The organism is Magnetococcales bacterium, from assembly GCA_015232395.1.
Taxonomy (GTDB): domain Bacteria; phylum Pseudomonadota; class Magnetococcia; order Magnetococcales; family JADFZT01; genus JADFZT01.
The window spans coordinates 118,063-141,456 of sequence record JADFZT010000003.1; the positions used below are offsets into that span (position 1 = coordinate 118,063).

Sequence of the window (23,394 nt, forward strand, 5' to 3'; positions counted from 1 at the left end):
CGTCACCCCTCATCCCCTTTGGCAGGGTTGCCGTCACTCTCCAGGCTATCATCCAAACGCTTTTCCCCCTTCTTGCCCGAGGGTTGATCTCCCTGACCGTTTGAGGATGAAACAACTGAATCCATTTCACCCTTGGATTTCTCAAAACCCATATTGGCCAGAGCCCCCTCCAGCTTTTCAAAAAGAGCCCGCGCCTTGGTAAAATCCTCCTTACGCACAGCCAGAATAAGCTGCAGGGAGAGCACTCGAATCAAACCAATCCCAGCCGAGCTGGCCTCTTTTTTCAACCGCTGCAAAGGCCCCTCTACCTGATCCCAGGCATCGTCCTCAATGGATCCACGTATTTCATTCAGCCACTTGCCACTCGCCGCCTGGAAGACCGCACCCGATTCGGCAGAAGATTGCCGGGCCAACATGGCGACAGGTGCAGCGGGGGGATGGGGAACCGTCTTGTGACGAAAGGGAGGCAGTTCGGAGATCACCTTCAGCAACGCCTCAACCTTGAACGGCTTGGGCAAAAATCCATTCATTCCCACCTGGCGCGCCCGTTCCTGAAAATTTTTCAGCACATGGGCCGTCACCGCAACGATGGGAATATCAGGATCGAACAGCTTGCGGGTATGACCGCGAATCATCCGGGTGGTATCAAAACCATCCAACCCCGGCATTTGCAGATCCATCAACACCAGATCGAATTGATAACCCGCCAAAAGCCCCAACCCCTCCTCCCCATGCCCCGCCTCCCGTATCCGATGGCCCAACCGCTCCAGGGTCTTGCGCATCACTTTGCGGTTGTTGACATTGTCCTCCACCAGGAGAATATGCAGAGGAGAGATGCGGGGGAGCTTGCGGACGATGGCTTCGTGGCTCTCCCTTTTGGCCACCTCCACCCCCAGAGCCTTCAGGAGTTCCAGCTCCTTGATGGGCTTGATGAGATGGCTGGCTTGGATATCCCGGCAGAGTTGCAGGTCGTCCCGACGGTGGTTGGATTTGAGCATCATGATGATCGCCCCGGAATAGCCGGGATCCCGGACAATGCCCCGAGCCAGATGGAAACCACCAATATCACTCATGCGGCTGTCCAGAAGGAGATCATGATATGGAAGGTCCATGGCGATGGCATCGCGGATCTGGTTGATACTCTCCACCCCATTGCCCGCCTCTCCCACCTGAGCCCCCAAATCCTCCAAGGTTTCCAGCAAAATTCGTCGATGGGTCGGGCTGGAATCAGCCACCAGGATCCGCCGTCCGGTCAAGGGGCGTCGCGGATGCATGGCGGACTCCTGCCCGCCAGGAAGAGGCTCAAAACGGGCGTTGAAGAGAAACCGACTCCCCTGGCCCTCCACACTCTCCACCGACATTTCCCCCCGCATCAATCCCACCAACCTCCGGGAGATGGCCAGCCCCAGGCCGGTGCCGCCATATTTACGGGTGGTGGAGCTGTCCACCTGGGTAAAATTACCGAAAACCGCTTCCAGGCGATCCGAAGGGATGCCGATACCGGTATCGGAAACCGACATTTCCAGCTCAACCGAACCATCGGGGCCGATGGACTTGAGCGCCCCCTGGATCACCACCTCCCCCTCCTCGGTAAATTTGATGGCATTGTTGACCAGGTTGACCAACACCTGCCGCAGGCGCATGGGATCCCCCACCACCTGTTCCGGCACTCCGGGTTTCAGATGGCCGTAGAGCCCCAACCCCTTGCGATGGGCCTGAAGCGCCAAAATTTCACACACTTTTTCCACCACCGCCCGGGGTTCGAAGGGAATCGACTCCAGATCCAACCGGTCGGCTTCAATCTTGGAAAAATCAAGAATGCCGTTGAGCAGGGTAAGCAAAGCATCGGCAGACTCCAGGACGATGGCCAAAAATTTATGCAGCTCCTCCTCGGAGTCGGTCTGGCCTGCCAACTCGGTCATGCCGATGATGGCGTTCATGGGGGTGCGAATTTCGTGGCTCATGTTGGCCAAAAAATCGCTTTTGGCCCGGCTCGCCACCTCAGCGGCTTCCTTGGCGGTGCGCAGGGCCTCCTCCATCTGCTTGCGCTCGATGATCCCCGCCAGGGTGTCGGCGATGGAGAGCAAAAAAGCCTCCTCCCCGGGATCCCCGGTATACCCCCTTTCCACATAGAGGTTGAGCACCCCCAACAGGCGGTTACCCGACTGGATGGGAATGCAGTTGTGGTCGTGATCGGAAATGCCACCTCCCCCCTCTTCAGGCAACAGCCGGGTTTCGGGCAGCTCGTGTTGAAAGACCGTTTGACGGGTTTGAGCCGCCTTGCCGCAGGCGCACTCCCCAAATGGCACCTGGTGACAACGGGCGACCACCTTGGGATCCATGCCCCGCCAAGCCCGCATTTCCAACTGGTGGGGATTTTCCGGATCCACCAAAAAAATACAGCCCCGGGAGATACTGGAAAACCACGGAATCGCCAAAATCCGTTCCAGAATCTGCTCCAGCTGTTTTTGTAGGGAAATCTCCTCCAGGGAGACCTGCAGGACGGCGCTGATGGTGCGTTGAATGTGGTAGTTGCGCTGAATGGACTCTTCAGCCAGCTTTTGTTCGGTGATGTCCCGGGAAACCCCCATGAACCCCACCACCTGGCCGGTGGTATCCTTCAGAGCGGAAGCGGAGAGAAAGCTGGGAAAAATCTGGCCGTTTTTGCGCCGGTTGAGCACTTCACCGGTAAAATGGGACTGAATATCCCCCTCCCCTCCCAGGCGGCGACCCGGGTCGGCAGGGGCGTAAAGCATTTCGTTAAATTGACCTAAAACTTCATCCCGGGTGTAGCCAAAGGCTATTTCAGCCGCCCGGTTAAACTCAATGATGCGCTTTTCCCGGTCCACGGCGATGATCATGTCCAGGGAGCTATCCACCAGGTTGCGGGCATAGCCCCTGGCCTCCCGCAGCTCGGCTTCGGCCTGTTTGTGCTTGACCGCCTGGGCAGCCACCACCGGTAACATGGTGAGATAGTTGCGGTCGTGATCCTTGATCAGATAGTCGTAGGCCCCGGCTTTCATGGCCTGGACAGCTTTTTCCACATCCTGGCCACCGGTGACGACGATGATCGGTGTTTCACCAGCATGGGGAAAGATATCGAGGGCGGTGCCGTCCCCCAACAAAAAATCAGCGATCACCACATCAAAACGCTGGGATGAGAGGGTTTCGATGGCCTGATTCAGGGAGCTGGCAATGGTGGCCTCAAACGGTGGTTTTTCCCGCTTGACCATACGACGAAAGGCCATCTGGTCTACCTTGTCGTCTTCAACCAGCAGCAATAAAAAATCCGTCTTGGCCATAACCCCCGCCAAATTTGTTTGAAGAGCCCACGAGTTGCAAAGTTTACGCTTTCCCACGCTCAGCGAAAAGTACCAATCGCCAAAAGCCATTCATTTGATCGATGCCTCCCAAAATATTCAATCCCTCCTCGCCCGCTTTGCCCTCGATCACCTCTCCCATATTCCCAGGCTCTCTCACCCAGTCGGATCAATGAGAGCCCTTTTTCAACACGGCCCAAACTTTTTCCAACGCCTCTTCCACGCTGGCAAACCTCTCCATGGCCGCCTGCCAGTCTGCCAATTCCACCTGCCCCCTGAGACGCAACGCCCCGGAGGCGACCCGTTCGGCCCCAATGCCTTCGGCGGCATCGATCAACCAACCGATTATTTTCAGCGCTATGCGCCCATGCGCCTCCCCAAGGGCCTGTTTCAACGCCTCCAGCTGCCCCGGAACCTCTTTGCGAAATTGATGACAGCGCGTCTCAAGCTCGACAGGATCCACCTGAACCTGCTTCAACACCACCTGGGGAGCGCTGGTTTTTCGGGATTTTTCAGCACGCTTGCGCTTTTTGGCGAATGGTTTGATGGCACTCAAGAGTTCCGCCACCCGGTAGGGCTTGCGCAGATAGCCGTTCATCCCCGCGTCGAGACACTCTTTTTCCTGCCCCTGTCGCACCCGGGCGGTGACAGCCAGGATGGGCACCTCCCGATTTTTGGCCCACCCCCCTTCACCACTGCGAAGTTTCCGGGAAGCCTCCAGCCCTCCCATCTGGGGCATCTGCAGATCCATTAAAATCAGATCGAAGGTTTTTTCCGCTAAAATATCCAAGGCCTCCTCACCATGATGGGCCAAGGTTACCCGATGACCCGCCCGCTCCAGAATACAGCTGGCCAGCCGTTGGTTGTTGAGGAGATCCTCCACCAACAGCACCTCCATGGCCCCCATTTCCCGCCAATCCCGGATCAGAGAGGCCGCCTCGGGATCCTTGGGGCTGGGCTCCCAGCCCAAAACCGCTTTCACCTGTCCCAAAAGCTGAAACAGCCGAACCGGTTTTTTCAAGGCCGCCGCCCCGTCGAAGCCAGAGAGGCCAGGGAGATCTTCCAGCTCCAGGTGACTCGGCATCATCACCAGGCCCAACCCCCCCCGGGCCACGATATCTGCACCAAACCTTTCCAATTCTGCATCCATCAGCAGAGCGTGATCCAACACCACCACATCAAAGGGCTTTCCCCCACCCTCAGCCCTGGAGAGCACCCCAGGCATCAGATGAAAATCGTTAACGCTTTCCACTTCGGCCCCAAAGAGTTTCAACATCTCCCCGACAATTTTCCGGCCCGTGGCGTGGCTGTCCACCAGCAGGGCACGCACGCCGGCAAGACTCTCCCCGGGCCAGTCGAAAGCGCACATTTTGCCCGCTCCCCGGAACACGCGGCGCTGGGCTCTTTTGCCGATACCGAACTGGGCCGTAAAGATAAAATCGCTGCCCTTGTCCAATTCGCTCTCCACCTGAAAAGCACCATCCATCATATAGACCAGATGTTTGGAAATGGTGAGTCCCAATCCAGTCCCCCCATACTCCCGGGTGGTGGAGCCGTCCGCCTGGGTAAAGCGATCAAAAATATGATCAATCCGCTCCCGGGGAATCCCCACACCGGTATCGGAAACAGTCAAACAGAGCTTCACTGCCCCTTTGTGGGGGCTTTCTTCGGCCACCTCCTCCACCCGCACCACCACTTCCCCCTCATGGGTAAATTTGATGGCATTGTTGATCAGGTTGATCAACACCTGCTTCAGGCGCAGGGGATCCCCGATCAGGGTTTCCGGCACATCCGGGGAGATGTGACAGTAGAGTTCCAGCTCCTTTTGGTGCGCCTTCACCGCCAGGGTTTCGCAAACCCCCTCGATCTGGCCCCGGGCATCGAAGGGAATCTCTTCCAGGGTGAGCTGTCCGGCTTCAATTTTGGAAAGGTCCAAGATGGCGTTGAGCAGGTCCAGCATGGTTTGGGAAGAACGCTGGACAATTTCCAGATTTTCCTTTTGATCCTTCGGCAAATCAGCGTTCAACACCAAGTCGGTCATACCGATGATGGCATTCATGGGGGAGCGAATTTCGTGGCTCATGTTGGCCAAAAATTCACTTTTGGAACGGTTGGCCGATTCCGCCACCTCCAGGGTTTCCCGAAGGGAGCGCAAAAGCTGTTTGCGGTCGGTGATATCGTGGATAAAACCGATAAAAAGGGGTTTTTCCTGGCGGGTAACGGCAATGAGGGCCATCTCCACATCGATGATGGTGCCGTCAGAGCGCAACCCCGGCATTTCGATGCGTCGCCCAAACCCTGGAAGACAGGAAAACGCCCCAGCAAAACGTGCCAAGGCTTTTTTGTGCAGTGCCCTGTAATCAGGGGGAACAATCACCTCCGACATATCCTGCCCCAGCAGTTCCCGCCGGGAATAACCAAAAAGATGTTCCGCTGCCGGGTTCATATCCACCACCCGGCTGTTATGATCGATGATGATCATGGCATCCAAAGCGTGATCAAAGACCGATTGCAGGTGCTGGTGAAGATCCCCCAACTCTGCCGTACGCTCCCGAACGATCTCTTCCAGCTGATCGTTGAGAGAGGTGAGCTGGGCGCTTTTTTGGTGCAAGGCTGCCTTGGCTTGGTGAAGCTCCAAAAAAACCGCTACCTTGGCTCTGAGAATGCGGTCATCAATGGGCTTTTGCAGATAGTCCACCGCCCCGACATGGTACCCCTTGAGGAGGCTTTCCTGATCGCCATAGGCGGCTGTGAGAAAAATGATGGGAATCCGGGCGGTGGCAGAAGAGCCCTGGAGCAGGTGTGCCACCTCGAAGCCATCCATACCCGGCATGCTGATATCCAGCAAAATCAGCGCAAAATCGTATTCCAGACAGCTGGCAAGCGCAGCCTCCCCCGATTCCACCAAAACAAGCTCCACCGCCATTTTATCGAGAATCCGGCGCATGGCCACCAGGTTGGCTGGCTGATCATCAACCACGAGTATGGCCGGAAACGCACTTTTCATCCGGCTCCCACCTCTGGATCCAATCCACACCAAAAAGTCGGTTCCATGATCATGAGAATTCCCCGTTCCCTGTTACCAGCCGTCGTCTCACCCACCGCGAAGCGCTCTCCCAGGTTGTTGTGTTTACATCTTACACGGCGACAACTGACAGAGGGTGTTTTTTTTCTGGAGTGAATCCTATGGAAAAAAAATCCATCACACCCCCCCAACCCACGACCCACAGTTATTCCCCATCCAAACCAAAGGCCTGTTTGGCTTCAGTCAAAGCCTGGCGCATCTTAAGCTCCAGCCCCCCATGGGCTCCAGCCAGCCCCACCGCGACCGCTTGTGCCCAAACCACATACCCCTGGCGCCGCTCCAGGCTCCAGCTTTGCGGTGGAGCCGCCACCAGATCCCTGAGATTATGGATCATATCCGCAAGCTTGATCAGCTTGGCTGGCAGGGGCTTGTGGAAGGCGGTCTCGATCTGCAACTGCTTGCGGCGCAGTTTGGGCAGGCTTTTGTCATCGGAGACTTCCAGCACCAAATCCCGAACCTCTTCGCCAAAATGATCCCGAAGCTCTTCAGCAGTGGCGTCAGTATCTTCGATGGTGTCGTGGAGAAGCCCTCCCAACAGGGTCACCGTGTCGGTCACGCCCCCTTCATTGTGAAGAATATCCAACACCCCCAGGGGGTGATTGATATAGGGGGTGCCAAAGGGATCCCGACGCCGCTGATCCCGGTGCCAGAAGGAAGCCAGTCGAATCCCGGTGAGGAGCAGGGATAGATCGGTCTCCTGGGTGTGGGTGATATGGTTCGGCTGGGTATCCATCAAATGCCGCTCCTGTGTCACGCCACCCCAAGGCCCAAGGGTGGATGGATGAAGATCAACCTGCTCTGGGTCAACCGCGAAAAAATTTTCCCAGTATTCAAGGGTGGCCCACAAGAGCGCTCCCTTACCAGGATGTATTATTCCCGACCAGAATGAAATGGCACTCCAGGGTCGATCCTATGGAACAATCCTTGCCAGAATGGATCCCAGTTCGTCAGGCTGTCAAATGGATTCCAATCCTCAATCACACCGCATCGGTTGACGATCGATCAGCTCTCCAGAAGATCATAAGACCTGATCAATCGAAATCGATGGCCAAACGACCCCATCGCAATAGTATGGAAATGAAAGAGAAAAGCATGAAAGTGGATGTTCTGGAAACCCGTGATCTCCATCAAGGTTTTCTCAAACTACGCCAGTTTCGCCTCAAATATGAACGATTCGATGGCCGAATGAGTCGGGAGATGGCCTTTGAGGTGGTGGATCGAGGCGAAGCAGTCACGGTGATCCTCTATGAACCGGGGGCCGACCAGGTGGGGCTCATCCGGCAATTTCGCATCGGAGCCTACCTGGGCGAAAATCAAGGCTGGTGTGTGGAGGTGGTGGCAGGAGCCTGCGACGGTGAGCAGGATTTGGCCGCTGTGGCCCGCCGGGAAATTCAGGAAGAGACCGGCTGGCAGGTGATTGATCTCCAACAGGTCCACTCATATTATCTCGCTCCTGGGGGCTCCAACGAACGGATTCATCTTTTCCTGGGTATTCTGGCTCCAGGCGCCCCCCGAAAGGGAGGGGGTGGACTGGAGCAGGAGGGAGAGGATATCGAAACCCTGCTCCTTCCCTTTGCCCAAGCGTGGGAGATGGTATTCAAGGGAGAGATCAACTCGGCCAGTGCCATTCTGGCTTTGCAATGGCTCGCCATGAACCGGGAAAGGCTGCAAAAAGAGGCCTGATCTACCCAGACATCTCCTTTGCGACCAAGCAGATAAAACAACCCATTTTACCTCCCAGAGGCCCTTGACCAACCCCTGGCAACCCCCCAAATCTCCCCCTGGGAACCATCAGGAGTGATCGACCCCATGACCTTGACCACCTTAGGCCCCATCCCTCAAACCGTGATTCTGCTCACCCTCTCCAATGTATTCATGACCTTTGCCTGGTATGCCCATCTGAAACATCTGGAAAGCCGGGCCTGGTGGGTGGCGGCGTTATTGAGTTGGGGAGTGGCGCTGTTTGAATATCTCCTCCAGGTGCCCGCCAATCGCATCGGTTTTACCACCCTCTCCCTCCCCCAGCTGAAAATCATGCAGGAGGTGATCACCCTGGTGGTCTTCGCGCCCTTTGCCCTCTTTTATATGAAGCAGCCCTTGAAGCTCGATTATCTCTGGGCCGGGCTCTGCCTGATGGGTGCGGTCTATTTTATCTTCCGCTCCGACATGCCCGCCTCGCTGTGATCCGAGTTCCAGCAGCTGGATGGACATCCCCCTACCAGATGGGATCCAACCCTTTGAGCTTTTCCCGGGCGTGGGAATAGTGGGGGGCAAACTGGGCGACGATGGCCCAAAAGGGGGGGGCGTGATGGCGGTGGGTCAGATGGGCCAGTTCGTGAATCACCACATAATCCACCACCTCCGATGAGGCCATCATGAGCCGCCAGTTGAGGCTGATATCCCCCCGGGCTGAACAGCTTCCCCAGCGGGTTTTTTGCCCGCGAACAGTCAGCTTGCCATAGCGGACCCCCATCTTTTCGGCCCAATAATCCAAACGATGCCTGAAATGATCCCGGGCCGCCCGGCGATACCACCGCTCCAAAAACCAGGTCAGCTGCCCCCCCCCCGGCAAAGGCTCTGGCAGCTGCAACTCCTCCCCGAAACGCTTCACACCCCCCCGCCCCGGGGGCAAAAATCGCAGCACCAGGCGCTCATCCAAAAAAGGCAGGGCAGCCCCATCCCCCAGCACCGGACGTTTTTCCAAAACAGCCTGTGCTTCCCCAAGGCGGGCCTGAATCCAGGGAACATGCTCCCGGACAAAAGCCTCCACCCGACGAATCCCCACCCGCACCGGCCCCCGCACTTCCACTTCCGCTTCCCGGGTTACCCGAAGCGTCAGGCGTTTGCGTCTGGGCACCCGAAACAGGGTATAGGAGATACTCCCCTCCACCAGTCGAATCTCCCCCTGATGCTTCCGGGGGTCGGGCTGAAAGGGCTTTAGCAGTGATTTGACCAAAACGTCCATGAATTGACTTGGATGACCAGGCTGAAAAAATCGTCGCAACCAGCGTGTAAAGTGAGGGTGTTGGCTCTTTATATCCGCAAAAAAAGGGTATCATTTCCCCAGGGCAGCACACTTCGTCGAAAAAACCAGCATCACTATGGGAAGGGAAGCGTTACACTGCAAGGGATGGGTTTGGCGCTGTTTAGGTTTGACCCCAGGGGGGTATTCCCCACACCATGGGCTCTGAGAATCATCCCGGCAGCTGGCAGGATGCCGCTTCATGTTCGATCCAAGGGTTTGACGCCATGCAAAAAGACAACCCCAGCCACCATCCGGATCATCCCTACTGGAAGGCGGTGCCCTGTAACGAACCCTACCAATGCCTCCCGGAACTCTTACCGGAGAGTGAGGCTGCCTCTGAGCCTGACCCTCTCTATCGGCGAGGATGTGACGGCCAGAGCGAAAATGTTTACCAGGGCATCCAGGCCACATCCGATCCCTGGATGGAGATGGCCTGCGAGGAAGCGCTCAAATCGGTCCAAAACGGCGGTGGTCCTTTTGGGGCGGTGCTGATACAAGTGGATCGCGTGAAAGGCCGGGTTGTGCGTTATTGGCGCAACCACAACCATGTGACCCAGTGGCATGACCCCACCGCCCATGCGGAAATTTCGGTTATTCGAGCTGCCTGCCAAGAGCTTGGGGTGTTCAACCTGGGGAAAATACACCGGAAAAGAGCCCTGCTCCCCCAAAAAAGCCGCCACACCCACACCATCCTCTACAGCTCCACCGAACCCTGCCCCATGTGCTATGGAGCCATCGCCTGGGCGCGCATTCCAGCCCTGATTTTTGCCGCCACCCGCTTCGAAGCGGGACAATCAGAAGTCGGCTTTTCCGATGCTGATATCTATCAGGAGCTGGCTCAACCTTATAAAAAACGCCAAAAAATGCGCACCATCCGCCAAGCCCTCAGCCAAAACGCCCAGGCCCCCTTTGAACTCTGGAAACGCAGTGACAAGGAGCACTATTAATTTTTTTAAGATGGATCAGTGAGTCACACCAGCTGGAAGGATCAGAGCGTCAGGTAGAGAGCAGCAGAGCGGATCGATGCTGGTCACTCAGGAGGGATTCCAAGAAAGGATCCTCCAAGTGGTCCGGGGGGAGTTGGAAAAAAACTACCGCCAATATTTGAAAAAATTGACCTCCTGGACCCGGCCAAAAATGCTGCCCTTCTTTGCACCCTGATCCGCCTCATCCTGGGGGATATCGGGCAGTGGGAGCCAATGGCTGGGTTCAATGATGGAATCTTCCTGCAGAGGTACAGTCGGGAGAATCCCCATCACCTCGGCCTGATCATTCACCTGTCCCAGCCAAACCCGCCGACCATCCGAAAAAAGCAGCATTTTGTTTTTTGGCGGCGAAAAGTGACTGATTTCAAACCATAATCCATAGAGGGCCTGGATTTCATGCCAATCCAGCGCTTTGCCCATCTCCTGGGGGGTGATTAAATTCAGCAGATCCTTACCGGAAAAGGCCATAACCGCTCGTCCCATCAATTTTGCCCCATCCAGGGGCCGTTCACCGTTCACACGCTCCAATCAACCACCCCATCCAGCCTTAGTGAGCCCTGCCAACCATCCCCTCCCCAACCCGCGCACCCTAAAGAACAAGGGGGTAAAGGTGCGCAACAAAGCCTAAGTCTATATCCCATGGCCCGTCAACTCGTCCTCCGACTCCACAGGATTTTCCTCGGTCAATGCCTCAATTTCATCCTGGGAGAGGATCGCCTTACCCAAGCTGGAGAGGTTGGCGGCAAATGAGGGGGCTTTGCCTCGAAACTGCTGGATGATCCGCTCCCACACCCTGATTTTGGCTTCCAGGAGGGTGCGGTTGAAAGGTTTGATAAAAAAATCATCCCCCCCCGCATCCAGGCAGCGGGCCAGCTCCTGATCGTCGGTGGTGGCGGTTAAAAAAAGGATGGGTACCAACTGATCGGCGCAGAGCCGTTTGAGTTGGGTGGCTACTTCGCAACCACTGACAAAGGGGAGGTGGATATCCAGAAAGACTAGATCGGGGGTTTTTTCCTTGAAATGGGCCACGCCTTCCGGACCGTTCAGGGCAGCCCGAATTTCATGTCCCTCGTCTCTGAGGATTTCCGTGAGTAACAGACCGATATATCTGTCGTCGTCGATGACCAGTATATCCATAACCCGGTCGCAAATAGCCCTTTCCCAGCACGAAGGATAACCTTCAGGCATTCTCTATTATAGGCATGAAAATTGCAACTAAATTTTATCATTAAAACGAATCCGCTCCTACCACCCTCAACAGCGAAAGCCAGGGAGCCAACACTGACACGGGTAGAAAAAAGAGCGTCTCCGATTGATAGATAAACTGAAAATTTCTGCTTAAACAGCACTCTAACAGGAGCCAAAACGATGAAACAGTGCAAAATAAGCTTGAATAAAAAGGGTTATTGTATCGTGATGGATGGCCGCAAGGTGATCACCGGCATCCAAAATATCGACACTGCCATGGAGATGGCTGCCAAGCTTTTGGACAATCAGGAGTAGGCTTCCCGCCTTTGGGTTGAATGGGGGATGAGGAGAACAGACAGGGATGGTCGATGCTCACCCTCTTTTGACCCAAAGAGCTTAAGAGGCTGCAACATCCTGTGGCTCAAAAGCCAGCCACAAAATGCTCTGGAGCAAAAAAACGAATGGGCAGAAGAGCAGGACGCCCCCTTTTCATGATCTCAATCGAAAAGTCCCGCCCGAATCTCTCTGCCAACCGTTATCTGCCAGCACCAAGCCCGATCTTTGGATCCCCAAGCCATCCCAGCCCAGGCCTGAATCATCCAGAACTCTCTCCAGGCAGTCAACCACCAGACCAAGCCCCATCCCTTCCCAATGCTCTCCCCCTCAAACTTCCAGCCTTAGACGTCCCCACCAACAGCGAATATTTCCACCAAGCCGCTTCTATCCCGTAAAAAAAACCAAGCTATTTTTCCAGCATAGCCATGGCAGCCTCCGGCTTGAAGCGGATATCCACGTAATGTTTGAGGGTGCTGACACAAAAGCGCAGATGATAGACGTCACAGCCACGACACTCCTGGGAGGTGGCGTTGCACTGGTTTTCCTTGTTGGCCCAACAGGGAAAATCTTGATCTGTAATGACCGGACACCCTTGTTTACCGGTATATTCGCAATTTTTTCGCTCCCAGCAGGGGATGAGCGCCATGAGTCGGCGAATCCCTGCGATGGAGATGGAAGACTTGATCATCTTACGGATTTCGATCAGCCACTCCACATCCCGCTCGGTAAAGTAGCGGGTTCCTGCAGCATTTTTAAAGGCGATAAACAGCCCTTCGCGTTCATACATGTGAATGGTGCGAATGGAGATGCCCAGGCGCTTGGCCACCACGCCGATCTTCATCATTTGCTCCGGTTCTATCGTCTCCGCCACGAGAGGAAAATCCACTACACTGGCGTTTGCCATGTTGCCCCCTTCCCTGTGTTAAAGCTCGAAAGACCTCCATCTCTTATACCTATGAATGGCAGAAAAGTGTGCGAATGCCCAGCAAAATCTGGCGACCGGAAGATGTTAACAACATAACATCCTGAAATAATATTGAAAAAAAATGTCCGATAATAAAGTCATTCCCCTGTCAATTTACCCTCATCTCTTTAAAAATCCACTCCTGACCGACAGATATAAAGCTTGTTGTCCCTTCAAAAAATCCGCTTTTGCAAGCCAATGGGGAGGGGTATGAAAAACGGGAGGGGAGACTTCACCCCCTCCCGTTCAGATCAACTCTTCAGGCACAGATCTCAACAATGGCCGTATCGAAAGTTTTTATCCGACAATCGCTCCATGACTGAAAAAAGAGCCTCCAATCCCAGAACCCCATCGATCCCCGAAAGCCCGGCCATCCCCTCAACTTTCACCCCTAAAATTTCGGAAAACGGGCCGCCTCTCCCAGCGCCTCTTCGATGCGGATCAGCTGATTGTATTTGGCGACCCGATCAGAACGGCTCAAAGATCCGGTTTTGATCTGACCTGCATTGGTGGCCACCGCAATGTCGGAGATGGTGGTGTCTTCGGTCTCACCGGAACGGTGGGAAATCACTGTGGCAAAGTTGGCCCGTTGCGCCATTTCCACCGCTTCCAGGGTTTCGGTCAGGGTGCCGATCTGATTCACCTTGACCAAAATCGCATTGCCCACCCCTTCGCGGATGCCCCGGGCGAGAATGTCCGAGTTGGTCACAAACAGATCATCCCCCACCAGGTTGATCTTGGAGCCCAGGGCTTCGGTCATCGCCTTCCAGCCATCCCAATCATTCTCGTCAAAGCCATCCTCAATGGACAAAATAGGATAACGCTCACACAGATCGGCATAAAAACGAACCAGCTCGTCCACCCCCATGTCACGCCCCTCTCCCGTCAGTTTGTAGGTTTTGGAGGCGGCATCATAAAACTCCGAAGAGGCGCAATCCAAAGAGAGGGCGATATCCTCTCCGGGCTTAAACCCGGCCCGCTCAATGGCCTTGAGGATCATGCGGATCGCCTCTTCGTTGGACTCCAGATCCGGGGCAAAGCCACCCTCATCCCCCACGGCGGTGTTGAGCCCCTTATCCGAAAGCACCTTTTTGAGGTTATGGAACACCTCCGCCCCCATACGCACCGCTTCAGCGACGTTGGGTGCGGAGACCGGCATGATCATGAATTCCTGAATATCAACGTTGTTGTCCGCATGGGCGCCACCGTTGATGATGTTCATCATGGGCATGGGCAGCAGCCGGGCGTTAACCCCGCCCAGATAACGATAGAGGGGTTGGGCGGACTCTTCGGCAGCGGCCTTGGCGGCAGCGAGGGAGACCCCCAGAATGGCATTGGCTCCCAGCCGGGATTTGTTGGGGGTACCATCCAGCTCGATCATGCGATGATCCAGATCGGCCTGATCCAACACCTCCATCCCCAGGAGCGCCTGGGCGATCTCGTTGTTAACGCCCCCCACCGCCTGGCGCACACCCTTGCCCAGATAGCGGGATTTATCTCCATCCCGCAGCTCCACCGCTTCCCGGGCGCCGGTAGAAGCTCCAGAAGGCACCGCTGCCCGGCCAAAGGCCCCCTCCTCGGTAAAGAGATCGACCTCGACCGTGGGGTTGCCCCGGGAATCTATGATTTCACGGGCGTGGATTTCAGCAATGGCACTCATATCGTATTCGCTCCAAATTTTATGGGGGTGTATGTCGGATGTTTGATGGATGTGGGCTCAGATGGGTTTAAAAACCAAATCCGGTTTGCGGGCCGCGATGGTTTCATCCAAACGTTTGACCGGGGTGGTGTGGGGGGCATTTTTGACCCGCTCCGGGTCGTTTTGGGCCTCCTCACGAATCGCGGTCATGGCGGCCACAAAGCGGTCCAGGGTCTCTTTTGACTCTGTCTCTGTGGGTTCGATCAACAGACACTCCGGAACCAGTGACGGAAAATAGATCGTCGGAGCGTAAAAGCCATAATCCAATAAACGCTTGGCAAAATCGAGGGCGGTCACCCCGTAGCCCCGCGCTTCGGATTTCAAGGTGACGATAAATTCATGGGTCGCCCTACGCTCAGGAAAAGCCAGGGTAAACCCGGCTTCCTGCAAGCGCACCATGAGATAATTGGCATTCAAGGTGGAATAACGGGCGATGCGTTGTAAACCCGTCTCCCCGGTCAAGCGCATATAGCCATAAGCCCGAAGCAGCACCCCGATGTTACCCATAAAGGTGGAAAGCCGCCCCATGGTTTCAGGAAGGGCCTCTTCATCCAACCAGTGGTAACCCGCTTTGGCTGGGTCGTACCCTACCAGAGGGGTGGGTAGAAACGGCTTCAACTTGGCCCCTGCCCCCACCGGCCCAGCTCCGGGTCCACCACCGCCATGGGGGGTGGCAAAGGTTTTGTGGACGTTGACGTGCACCACATCAAAGCCCATATCCCCCGGACGGGTCAGACCAGCGATGGCATTCAGGTTGGCCCCGTCATAGTAGAGAAGCCCCCCGGCCTCGTGAATCACCCGGGCAATCTCAACCACCTGCCGCTCAAACACCCCCAAAGTGGAAGGATTGGTCAGCATGAGCCCGGCGGTTTGGGGGCCGACAGCCTCCCGCAATGCCCCCAGATCCACATCTCCCTGGCTATCGGTGGGAATCTCCCGGACGGTATAACCGCACATCGCAGCAGTGGCGGGGTTGGTGCCGTGGGCGGCATCGGGGATGAGAATTTCCGAACGGGCGTGATCCTCTCTGGCATCGTGATAGGCCCGAATCATCGCGACCCCGGCCAGCTCTCCCTGGGCGCCAGCCATGGGGGCCAACGATACCGCCTCCATGCCGGTCACCTCCCCCAGCATCTGCTGCAACTCAAACAGCGTCTCAAGCACTCCCTGCCCCTGGCTCTCCGGGGCCAAAGGGTGACGACTCAAAAAACCCGGCAGCATCGCCAAACGGTGGCAGATGCGGGGGTTGTATTTCATGGTGCAGGATCCCAAGGGATAAAAATGGGTATCCACACTAAAGTTGAGCTGGGAAAGACGGGTATAGTGGCGCACCACATCCAGCTCCGACACTTCCGGCAGAGGGGGGGGCGCTTTCCGCAAAAAACGTTCCGGCAGATCGATTCCCTGGATTTGATCCCCTGGTTTGTTGGCTGGGGAAAAAGGAGTCTCGGGAACCTGATGGGGATTACCCCGCCCCGCACTTCCCTGCTCAAATATCAGTTTATTCACCCCTCACCTCCTTCTCCGGCGGCGGCATTCAGTACCTGACCAAGCGCCCGGGCAAAGTGATCGATATCTTCCGGCGTTTTGGTTTCGGTGGCACACACCAAAAGCTCCCCTGCCAGGGCTGGATAGGTGGTTTGCAGGGGGTATCCTCCGGCAATGCCCTTTTGAGCCAGTTCATCCAGCACCCCTTCCATGGTGAGGGGGGTTTCCAGGGTGAGGACGGCCTCGTGGAAAAAGGGGGCATCGAAGAGGGGCTTGACTCCGGGAATGGCAGACAGTTTTTCCACCAGAGCCCGGGTGTTGGCGATGCAGGCGGCTGCAACCTGTCCCAATCCGTCCGGCCCCAATATCGACAGATGAATCGCTGCGGCCACGGTCATCAGCCCCTGGTTGGTGCATATGTTGGAGGTCGCTTTGGAGCGGCGGATGTGTTGTTCCCGGGCCTGAAGGGTGAGGACAAAGCCCGATTTTCCCTCCCGATCACGGGTGCGGCCGATGATTCTTCCCGGCATCTGCCTTAAATGAGCCTTGCGACAGGTGAGAAAGCCAAAATAGGGGCCGCCGGAACTTAATGGTGCTCCCAAAGGTTGACCCTCCCCACAAGCGATATCCGCCCCTTTTTTGCCCCACTCCCCCGGCGGCTTCAAAAGCCCCAGGGAGACGGGATTGACCAGCCCAACGACCACGGCTCCGATCTCATGGGCCCAATCAGTCAGATCATCCGCCTCCTCCAGCACCCCAAAAAAATTGGGCTGGGGAATCACCAACACCGCCACCTCCCCCTTGCTGAATTCAGCCAGAGAGGTGGTGGAAATCTGCCCGGTGAGAGGATCAAAGGGCAGCTCCCGAACCGTAATTCCCTGGTAATGGGTGAGGGTGAAAACCACTTGGCGATAGTGAGGATGCACCGAGGCCGGGATCAGCACCAGGCCGTTTTTAACCTGGCGGTTGGCGCGAATCCCCATCAGCACCGCCTCCCCCAAGGCGCTCGCCCCGTCGTAGAGGGAGGCGTTGGAGGCGTCGAGCCCGGTAAGGCCGGCCATCATGGATTGATATTCGTAGAGAACCTGCAAAATCCCCTGACTGGCTTCCGCCTGGTAAGGCGTATAGGCGGAATAAAACTCTCCCCGGCCTGCAATTTCCCACACCGGTGCCGGGATGTGGTGTTCATAGGCTCCCGCCCCCAAAAAGGAGAGCACCCCCCGATCCCGATCAGCCCGTTCGCTCATGAGGCGGCTTAGAGCCATCTCGCTTAAAGCCGGGGGAAGGTGGCCCTGGGAGCGGTTATGCAGCGCCGGGGGAATCTCATCAAAAAGCGCATCAAGGTCGGAAACGCCGATGGCGGCAAGCATTTCAGAAAGATCGGACGCTGTATGGGGGATGAAGGGCATGTTTTACTTTCCAATCAAGCGGATCCAAAATGATTCAGCCTGGATCGTTCAAATCAACAAAAACGCTCAAACCTCAGCCTATCTGTGCATTGAGGGAAAGAACCTCCGGGCCAAAAGTCTCCACATGAAATTGAATGGCAGACTGAACATCGGAAATGGCCTCTTCAAATGAGTCTCCCTCTCCAACCACCACTCCCTTTAACCCCAGAGGGTAGGCGACACAACCGTCCGGATGTTTTTCCACGACGATTTTTATCCCCTTCAACATGATCAGCTCCTATAAATTGCTTGGAGTCACTCAATCTTGAACGCACTCTTGCCAAAGCGCACAAAAGGTGGACGCACCACCTCTACCGGTTGTCGCCGACCCCGCATCTCCACTTCGAGCTTTTGGCCCTGCTTGATCTGCCGCTGCACCCGAGCCAGGGCGATCCCCGCCTCCAGGGTGGGGGAATAACCGCCGCTGGTGATCTCCCCAACAAGCTCTTCCCCAACAAACAGCTTTTGGTGATTGCGCAACACCCCCCGCCCCTCCAAAATCAACCCCACCCGCTTCATCTCCGGGGGATCTTCCCGAAAAGGCTCCAGGGCGGAGCGACCCATGAATTTTCGTTTTTTCGGCTTCCAGGAGAGGGTCCAGGCCAGGCCGGACTCAAAGGGATTGGTCTCCTCGTCCATATCCGCGCCGTATAAATTAAATCCCGCTTCCAGGCGCAGGGTGTCCCGAGCGCCCAAACCGCAAGGGGTTGCCCCCGCCTCCAAAAGATCGTCCCAAAGCCGTCCCACCAGGGTCGTTGAGAGCATCACCTCAAAGCCATCTTCTCCCGTATAGCCGGTTCTGGCCAGCATGCCCTCGCCATAGCGATCCAGCAGGTCATCTTCCAGGGTGATGGCGGAAAAGGGGGGCAGCTCCATAATCTCTTCGGTCAAAAATCCCGCCAGCTTCGACCAGGCTTTGGGGCCCTGCACCGCCAGCATCGCCAGATCCTGTCGCTCTCGAACCGTCACCCACCCCTCTCCCGTTTGGCTGGTCAGCTCTTCTGCCGCTCGGCCAATCCAGCTGATATCCTTCTCCCGGGTGCCCGCATTCACCACCATGCGAAAATGTTGGTGCCCCAGACGATAGAGAATGACATCGTCCACCACCCCTCCCCGCTCGTTCAAAAGCAGGCCATAACGGGCGGCACCATGACCAAACTCACGCATGCTGCCGGCAAAAATCCGCTCCAAAAGCCCGACCGCCCCCATTCCCTCGATATCCAAAACACCCATATGGGAGACATCGAACACCCCGCAATGGTTCCGAACCTCGTGATGCTCCTTGATCTGGGAGCCGTAGTGTAGGGGCATGCGCCAGCCGGAAAAATCCACCATCCGACCGCCTAAGGCGACATGTTGATCATGGAGTTGCGTTTTCATGGTCTAAAAGCGTTCCCAAAAATGCCTGAGCCGGGGGATAGGATACGTCACCCCCACCGAGAAGGGTTATTTGACCGCTTCATCCACCTGTTTGAGAGAGCGGAGAAGTTCCTCCAGTTGATCGAAAGGAACCATGTTGGGGCCATCACAGGGGGCGTTGTCCGGATCGGGATGGGTTTCCAAAAAGACCGCTGCAATACCGGTAGCGACGGCTGCCCGGGCCAACGGTGGTACAAATTGGCGCTCCCCACCGGTGCTCCCCCCCATCCCCCCGGGTTGCTGTACCGAATGGGTGGCATCGAACACCACCGGGGAGCCTGTAGCGGTCATGATCGCCAATCCCCGCATATCCACCACCAGATCCCGATGGCCGAAGGAGGTTCCCCGTTCACAAAGAAGCACCTGGCCGTTGCCGGTCGCAGCCGCTTTTTGCGCCACCCGGGCCATATCATCGGGGGCCAAAAACTGCCCCTTCTTGATGTTGACTGGCAGTCCAGTGGCAGCAACTCCTTGGATATAATCGGTCTGGCGACAGAGAAAAGCGGGGGTTTGCAGCATATCCACCACATCCGCTGCAGCTCTGGCCTGGGGGGCATCGTGGACATCGGTAATCACCGGCACCCCCAACTCCGCCTGTACCTTGGCCAAAATCGCCAACCCCTCTTCCAGCCCCGGCCCTCGAAAGCTCGACAAGGAGGTGCGATTGGCCTTATCGAAAGAGGATTTATAGATCAGGGGAATCCCTACCCGGCCAGCGATCTTCTGGATGATGGCCGCACTCTCCAGGGCAAACGCCTCCCCCTCGATGACACAGGGTCCGGCGATCAACACCAGGGGCAGATGATTGCCAAAAGTGACCGGCCCCACCTTGATTTCATTCAGCAGGATCGACTCATCCATTGCCATGTTCCAGACTGGCTCGAATGAAAGCGGCAAACAGGGGGTGGGGTTTTCTGGGGCGGGATTTAAATTCGGGATGAAACTGGCAGGCGACAAAATAGGGATGATCCGCCAGCTCCACCATCTCCACCAGTTCGTTATCCGGGCTCATACCGGAAAAAACCAGCCCCGCCTCCTCCAGCTGCTCTCTATAGCTGTTGTTAAACTCATAGCGGTGGCGGTGGCGTTCTGAAATATCCAGCGTACGGTAGGCTTGGAACGCCTGGGTGTCGGTTTTCAGGGTGCAGGGGTAGGCCCCCAGACGCATGGTGCCCCCTTTGTCCGATTTCGCATCCCGTTTTTGCAGCTTTTCCCCATCCAGCCATTCAGTCAAAAGACCGATCACCGGGTCGCAGCCATTATCGGCAAATTCCGAGGAGTGGGCCTTGGGCAGCCCGGCAACGTTGCGGGCAAACTCCACGACAGCCATCTGCATACCCAGGCAGATGCCAAAATAGGGCACTTTCTTTTCCCGGGCATAGCGGATGGCGGCAATTTTACCCTCCACCCCCCGCTCGCCAAAGCCACCCGGCACCAAAATGCCATCCACCCCCCGCAAAAGGGCGTCGGGATCTTCCTGTTTGAGTTCTTCAGCATCCACCCAGCGCAGGGCCACCCGGCTGTCGTTGGCGATGCCGCCATGGCTCAACGCTTCGGTCAGAGACTTGTAGGCCTCCTTGAGACCGACATATTTGCCCACAATACCGATGGTCACCTTGTGGGTGGGCTTTTCCACCTTGCGCAACACCTCTTCCCAGTCATCCATACGGGGTTCGGTGGCAGGCAGGCTCAACACCGAAAGCACCTTGCGGGCCAGCCCTTCCAGATAGAGGGCAAAGGGCACCCGGTAGATGGTTTCCTGATCCACACAGGAGATCACCGCATCCCGGTCAACGTTACAAAACAGGGCGATCTTTTTCTTCTCTCCCTGGGGAATTTCCCGATCAGAGCGGCAGATCAAAATATCGGGCTGAATACCGATGGCCCGCAGCTCCTTCACCGAGTGCTGGGTGGGCTTGGTCTTAAGCTCCCCGGCGGTGGGAATGTAGGGGAGCAGGGTGAGATGAACAAAGAGGGTGTTGTCCTTGCCGAGATCAATCCGCAGCTGCCGAATCGCTTCCATAAAGGGCAGGGATTCGATATCCCCCACCGTGCCGCCTATTTCGATGATGGCGATATGGGCATCCGCGCCAACACTCAGGATGGCTTCCTTGATAGCGTCGGTGATATGGGGAATCACCTGCACCGTGGAGCCCAGATAGTCCCCCCGCCGCTCCTTGCGAATGACCGACTGGTAGATGCGACCGGTGGTAAAATTATTCGCCCGGCTCATGGGATGATCCAAAAACCGCTCGTAGTGACCCAAATCCAGATCGGTCTCGGCCCCGTCGTCAGTGACAAACACCTCACCATGCTGGAAGGGGCTCATGGTACCCGGATCCACGTTGATGTAGGGATCGAGTTTTTGGATGGTCACTTTGTAGCCCCGAGCCTGGAGCAGACAACCCAGGGAGGCTGCGGCAAGCCCCTTGCCCAGGGAGGAAACCACACCCCCGGTTACGAAAACGAATTTGGCCATGGTGGAAGCTTGGACCCTTTCTCAAGGATGGCTGGCAGATGAAATCCCTCTCAAAGCCGGACTATATCAGACCCAATGGAGTGGGTACAGAAAGGGAAAGTCGGGCTGTGGACGGATCGGCTCGGGAGAATTTTTCAATGAAAATTTTCGATTGAATGCAGAAGGAGATAGCCAAATTCCACAGGCTCCGGGAAAATTCCCTCCTCTGTGTTGGCACGAATATTCCTAACATCCCCCCAGACCACGCCGATTCGTCAACCCTTTGGCAGATCGGCCAGGAATGCCCATACCCAACTACCTGGAAAGCCCATCAACCCCATGGCCATCATGCAGTTCGATAAAATTTCCCGAAAGAGCGCTATGAGTTGCCCGGTCTGTGCTGGACATCCGGCCCATATCTATCGCTGTTCCGATTGTGGGGAAGTGCGCTGCGGCAACGCCAAATGTACCGGCTCCAAAGGATCAACCATCCCCTGGTGGGCGGGATCCGGAGCCCAGTGCCGCAACTGCGGGAAGGGCCACTATCGGATGATGCCCTTTGTGGGCGAAGAGATGGATCAATTTATTCAGGCTTACCGACTCCAGCGCCTGACGACCTGCCAACCGTCACGACAAAGAGCCGCTTAAGATCCAAAAATCGCTTGGCCACCCGAAGAACATCGGCTTGGGTAACCTCCCGAATCCGCTCAGGCCACTGCTCCAGATAATCCCACCCCCGGCGATAAAAACCGATGGCGCTCCAGTTGCTGGCAAGCTTGCCCAAACCATCCAAACGCAACGGAAACGAGCCGGTAAGATAACGCTTGGCGTCCAAAAGCTCTTCCGCCGTCACCCCCTCAGCCACCATCCGTTCCAGCTCATGACGAATCAACGCTATCGCCTCCCCCGTGGATGCGGTCTTGGTCTGCATCCCCACCATAAACGGTCCCCGCCCCATCAGAGGGGAAAAATAGGAATAGACCGAATAAGCCAGCCCCCGTTTTTCCCGCACCTCCTCGGTCAACCGGCTGCCAAACCCACCGCCACCCAGAATGTGATTCATCACCAACGCCGGAAAATAGTCGGGATCGTTGCGGTTGAAACCCACCAAACCCATGCGGATAACGGTTTGCGGGAGATCCTTCTCGATATGTACCTGGCGGCCAGCTCTCTGGCGCTCTGCCAAGGGAATGGCTCCATTCACCCCGGGTTCAGAATTCAAACCTGAAAGATAGCGGGCAACCAACCCCCGCAAACGGGATTCACTCACATCCCCGGCCACCGCCAACACCATGCCCGGAGCCCGGAAGGCATTATCGTGGTAAGCCTCAAGGTCTTTCAGGGTGATGGCTGCCACACTCTCAGGAGTGCCCTTCACCGGGCGGGCATAGGGGTGGCCTGCATAAAGCTGCGCCATGATGGCACGACCCGCTATCGCCCTTGGCCGCTCCTGGTCCTTGATGAGGCTCGCCAGACGCTCCGAGCGGGCACGTTCAAAATCAGCGCTGTCAAAACGGGGCTTCATCAAGGCGTCCGCCAACATCGACCACGCTTCATCCAAATGTTCGGTCAGGGTGGTGAGAGAAACCTCCATGGAATCACGATGGGCATCCGCCCCCAAGGAAATCCCATAAAAATCCATGCGCTCCCGAAAGGCCTTGGAATCCTGATCCCCTCCCCCCTCGTTAAACATCCAGGCGGTGAGAGATGCCAACCCTTCCTTGCCCTCAGGATCGTAAGTGGCCCCAGCTGGCACCAAAAGACGTAGCTCCACCATCGGGTTGGCAGAGTTCTCCACCAGAATAACCGTCAAACCCTCCCGGGTCTGAAAGTGGCGCAAATCTCCACCAATCCCGGCCAAGGGCTCTCCCCAGGGAATCAGAACAAAGGCCAGCAGAAACCACAGACAGGATTGAACCCGGCGGTTCGAGGAAATCATCGTTTTGTTCTTTTGGAGAGGGGTCATATCAAAAGGGGT

General features: G+C 56.4%; 19 protein-coding genes. 4 read left to right on the forward strand and 15 right to left on the reverse strand.

The genetic code is table 11. From position 1 onward, the window contains the following. Window positions 1-2 precede the first annotated feature (2 nt). The 3 genes from HQL52_01930 to HQL52_01940 all read right to left on the reverse strand — a co-directional run bounded on the left by HQL52_01930 (window position 3) and on the right by HQL52_01940 (window position 7,138). Window positions 3-3,302, reverse strand: coding sequence for a response regulator (locus HQL52_01930; GenBank protein MBF0368189.1), 3,300 nt, complete (start codon window positions 3,300-3,302; stop codon window positions 3-5). A gap of 187 nt (window positions 3,303-3,489) precedes the next feature. Next, window positions 3,490-6,327: a response regulator gene (locus tag HQL52_01935; protein MBF0368190.1), complete on the reverse strand. Its 2,838-nt coding sequence runs from the start codon at window positions 6,325-6,327 to the stop codon at window positions 3,490-3,492. Window positions 6,328-6,550: 223 nt separating this feature from the next. Beyond that, window positions 6,551-7,138 (reverse strand): bifunctional (p)ppGpp synthetase/guanosine-3',5'-bis(diphosphate) 3'-pyrophosphohydrolase, encoded by a 588-nt coding sequence (locus tag HQL52_01940; protein MBF0368191.1) that lies wholly within the window; start codon window positions 7,136-7,138, stop codon window positions 6,551-6,553. Between the two features lie 359 nt (window positions 7,139-7,497). Between HQL52_01940 and HQL52_01945 the strand changes: the two genes are divergently transcribed. Then, complete coding sequence (locus HQL52_01945) at window positions 7,498-8,088, forward strand: NUDIX domain-containing protein (protein ID MBF0368192.1); 591 nt, start codon at window positions 7,498-7,500, stop codon at window positions 8,086-8,088. Window positions 8,089-8,214: 126 nt separating this feature from the next. After that, window positions 8,215-8,589, forward strand: coding sequence for a DMT family protein (locus HQL52_01950; protein MBF0368193.1), 375 nt, complete (start codon window positions 8,215-8,217; stop codon window positions 8,587-8,589). 31 nt (window positions 8,590-8,620) lie between these two features. Here HQL52_01950 and HQL52_01955 read toward each other — a convergent pair whose 3' ends face one another. Continuing rightward, window positions 8,621-9,370 carry a M48 family metallopeptidase gene (locus HQL52_01955; GenBank protein ID MBF0368194.1) on the reverse strand — a complete coding sequence of 250 codons (750 nt, stop codon included), beginning with the start codon at window positions 9,368-9,370 and terminating at the stop codon, window positions 8,621-8,623. A 488-nt stretch (window positions 9,371-9,858) separates the two neighbouring features. Here HQL52_01955 and HQL52_01960 point away from each other — a divergent pair, with 488 nt between their 5' ends. Continuing rightward, a complete protein-coding gene (locus HQL52_01960; GenBank protein MBF0368195.1) occupies window positions 9,859-10,377 on the forward strand; it encodes a nucleoside deaminase in 519 nt (172 codons plus the stop codon). A gap of 144 nt (window positions 10,378-10,521) precedes the next feature. Here HQL52_01960 and HQL52_01965 read toward each other — a convergent pair whose 3' ends face one another. The 10 genes from HQL52_01965 to HQL52_02010 form a co-directional block, all read right to left on the reverse strand. Beyond that, window positions 10,522-10,899 (reverse strand): hypothetical protein, encoded by a 378-nt coding sequence (locus HQL52_01965; protein MBF0368196.1) that lies wholly within the window; start codon window positions 10,897-10,899, stop codon window positions 10,522-10,524. Window positions 10,900-11,046: 147 nt separating this feature from the next. After that, window positions 11,047-11,553 (reverse strand): response regulator transcription factor, encoded by a 507-nt coding sequence (locus HQL52_01970; GenBank protein MBF0368197.1) that lies wholly within the window; start codon window positions 11,551-11,553, stop codon window positions 11,047-11,049. Between the two features lie 793 nt (window positions 11,554-12,346). Continuing rightward, complete coding sequence (locus tag HQL52_01975; GenBank protein ID MBF0368198.1) at window positions 12,347-12,844, reverse strand: MerR family transcriptional regulator; 498 nt, start codon at window positions 12,842-12,844, stop codon at window positions 12,347-12,349. Window positions 12,845-13,295: 451 nt separating this feature from the next. Beyond that, the gene (gene eno, locus HQL52_01980; protein ID MBF0368199.1) at window positions 13,296-14,564 is read right to left on the reverse strand and encodes a phosphopyruvate hydratase; all 1,269 of its coding nucleotides are present in this window, start codon (window positions 14,562-14,564) and stop codon (window positions 13,296-13,298) included. Between the two features lie 57 nt (window positions 14,565-14,621). Beyond that, window positions 14,622-16,100, reverse strand: a complete 1,479-nt coding sequence (gene gcvPB / locus HQL52_01985) for an aminomethyl-transferring glycine dehydrogenase subunit GcvPB (protein MBF0368200.1) — start codon at window positions 16,098-16,100, stop codon at window positions 14,622-14,624. A gap of 8 nt (window positions 16,101-16,108) precedes the next feature. Continuing rightward, complete coding sequence (gene gcvPA / locus HQL52_01990; GenBank protein ID MBF0368201.1) at window positions 16,109-17,500, reverse strand: aminomethyl-transferring glycine dehydrogenase subunit GcvPA; 1,392 nt, start codon at window positions 17,498-17,500, stop codon at window positions 16,109-16,111. Between the two features lie 73 nt (window positions 17,501-17,573). Continuing rightward, window positions 17,574-17,765: a type II toxin-antitoxin system HicB family antitoxin gene (locus HQL52_01995; GenBank protein MBF0368202.1), complete on the reverse strand. Its 192-nt coding sequence runs from the start codon at window positions 17,763-17,765 to the stop codon at window positions 17,574-17,576. A gap of 29 nt (window positions 17,766-17,794) precedes the next feature. After that, window positions 17,795-18,919, reverse strand: coding sequence for a glycine cleavage system aminomethyltransferase GcvT (gcvT, locus tag HQL52_02000; protein MBF0368203.1), 1,125 nt, complete (start codon window positions 18,917-18,919; stop codon window positions 17,795-17,797). A 66-nt stretch (window positions 18,920-18,985) separates the two neighbouring features. Continuing rightward, window positions 18,986-19,819 (reverse strand): 3-deoxy-8-phosphooctulonate synthase, encoded by an 834-nt coding sequence (gene kdsA, locus HQL52_02005; GenBank protein MBF0368204.1) that lies wholly within the window; start codon window positions 19,817-19,819, stop codon window positions 18,986-18,988. Then, the gene (locus tag HQL52_02010; GenBank protein ID MBF0368205.1) at window positions 19,812-21,437 is read right to left on the reverse strand and encodes a CTP synthase; all 1,626 of its coding nucleotides are present in this window, start codon (window positions 21,435-21,437) and stop codon (window positions 19,812-19,814) included. The genes kdsA and HQL52_02010 overlap by 8 nt, the downstream gene beginning before the upstream one ends. Window positions 21,438-21,755: 318 nt before the next feature. On the opposite strand from HQL52_02010, the gene HQL52_02015 reads away from it, so the two are divergent. Further along, window positions 21,756-22,064, forward strand: coding sequence for a hypothetical protein (locus tag HQL52_02015; protein ID MBF0368206.1), 309 nt, complete (start codon window positions 21,756-21,758; stop codon window positions 22,062-22,064). Here HQL52_02015 and HQL52_02020 read toward each other — a convergent pair. Next, window positions 22,000-23,355, reverse strand: coding sequence for an insulinase family protein (locus HQL52_02020; GenBank protein ID MBF0368207.1), 1,356 nt, complete (start codon window positions 23,353-23,355; stop codon window positions 22,000-22,002). The two genes, HQL52_02015 and HQL52_02020, sit on opposite strands and share 65 nt — an antisense overlap. Window positions 23,356-23,394: the final 39 nt, after the last annotated feature.

Coding starts and splice junctions, on each gene's coding strand:
- HQL52_01970 (MBF0368197.1), bottom strand. CDS start 11,553: ATGGATATACTGGTCATCGACGACGACAGATATATCGGTCTGTTACTC.
- HQL52_01930 (MBF0368189.1), bottom strand. CDS start 3,302: ATGGCCAAGACGGATTTTTTATTGCTGCTGGTTGAAGACGACAAGGTA.
- HQL52_01950 (MBF0368193.1), top strand. CDS start 8,215: ATGACCTTGACCACCTTAGGCCCCATCCCTCAAACCGTGATTCTGCTC.
- HQL52_02010 (MBF0368205.1), bottom strand. CDS start 21,437: ATGGCCAAATTCGTTTTCGTAACCGGGGGTGTGGTTTCCTCCCTGGGC.
- gcvPA (MBF0368201.1), bottom strand. CDS start 17,500: ATGCCCTTCATCCCCCATACAGCGTCCGATCTTTCTGAAATGCTTGCC.
- HQL52_01940 (MBF0368191.1), bottom strand. CDS start 7,138: ATGGATACCCAGCCGAACCATATCACCCACACCCAGGAGACCGATCTA.
- HQL52_01945 (MBF0368192.1), top strand. CDS start 7,498: ATGAAAGTGGATGTTCTGGAAACCCGTGATCTCCATCAAGGTTTTCTC.
- gcvT (MBF0368203.1), bottom strand. CDS start 18,919: ATGAAAACGCAACTCCATGATCAACATGTCGCCTTAGGCGGTCGGATG.
- HQL52_01955 (MBF0368194.1), bottom strand. CDS start 9,370: ATGGACGTTTTGGTCAAATCACTGCTAAAGCCCTTTCAGCCCGACCCC.
- kdsA (MBF0368204.1), bottom strand. CDS start 19,819: ATGGATGAGTCGATCCTGCTGAATGAAATCAAGGTGGGGCCGGTCACT.
- HQL52_01965 (MBF0368196.1), bottom strand. CDS start 10,899: ATGGGACGAGCGGTTATGGCCTTTTCCGGTAAGGATCTGCTGAATTTA.
- HQL52_02020 (MBF0368207.1), bottom strand. CDS start 23,355: ATGATTTCCTCGAACCGCCGGGTTCAATCCTGTCTGTGGTTTCTGCTG.
- HQL52_01960 (MBF0368195.1), top strand. CDS start 9,859: ATGGCCTGCGAGGAAGCGCTCAAATCGGTCCAAAACGGCGGTGGTCCT.
- HQL52_02015 (MBF0368206.1), top strand. CDS start 21,756: ATGGCCATCATGCAGTTCGATAAAATTTCCCGAAAGAGCGCTATGAGT.
- HQL52_01975 (MBF0368198.1), bottom strand. CDS start 12,844: ATGGCAAACGCCAGTGTAGTGGATTTTCCTCTCGTGGCGGAGACGATA.
- HQL52_01935 (MBF0368190.1), bottom strand. CDS start 6,327: ATGAAAAGTGCGTTTCCGGCCATACTCGTGGTTGATGATCAGCCAGCC.
- eno (MBF0368199.1), bottom strand. CDS start 14,564: ATGAGTGCCATTGCTGAAATCCACGCCCGTGAAATCATAGATTCCCGG.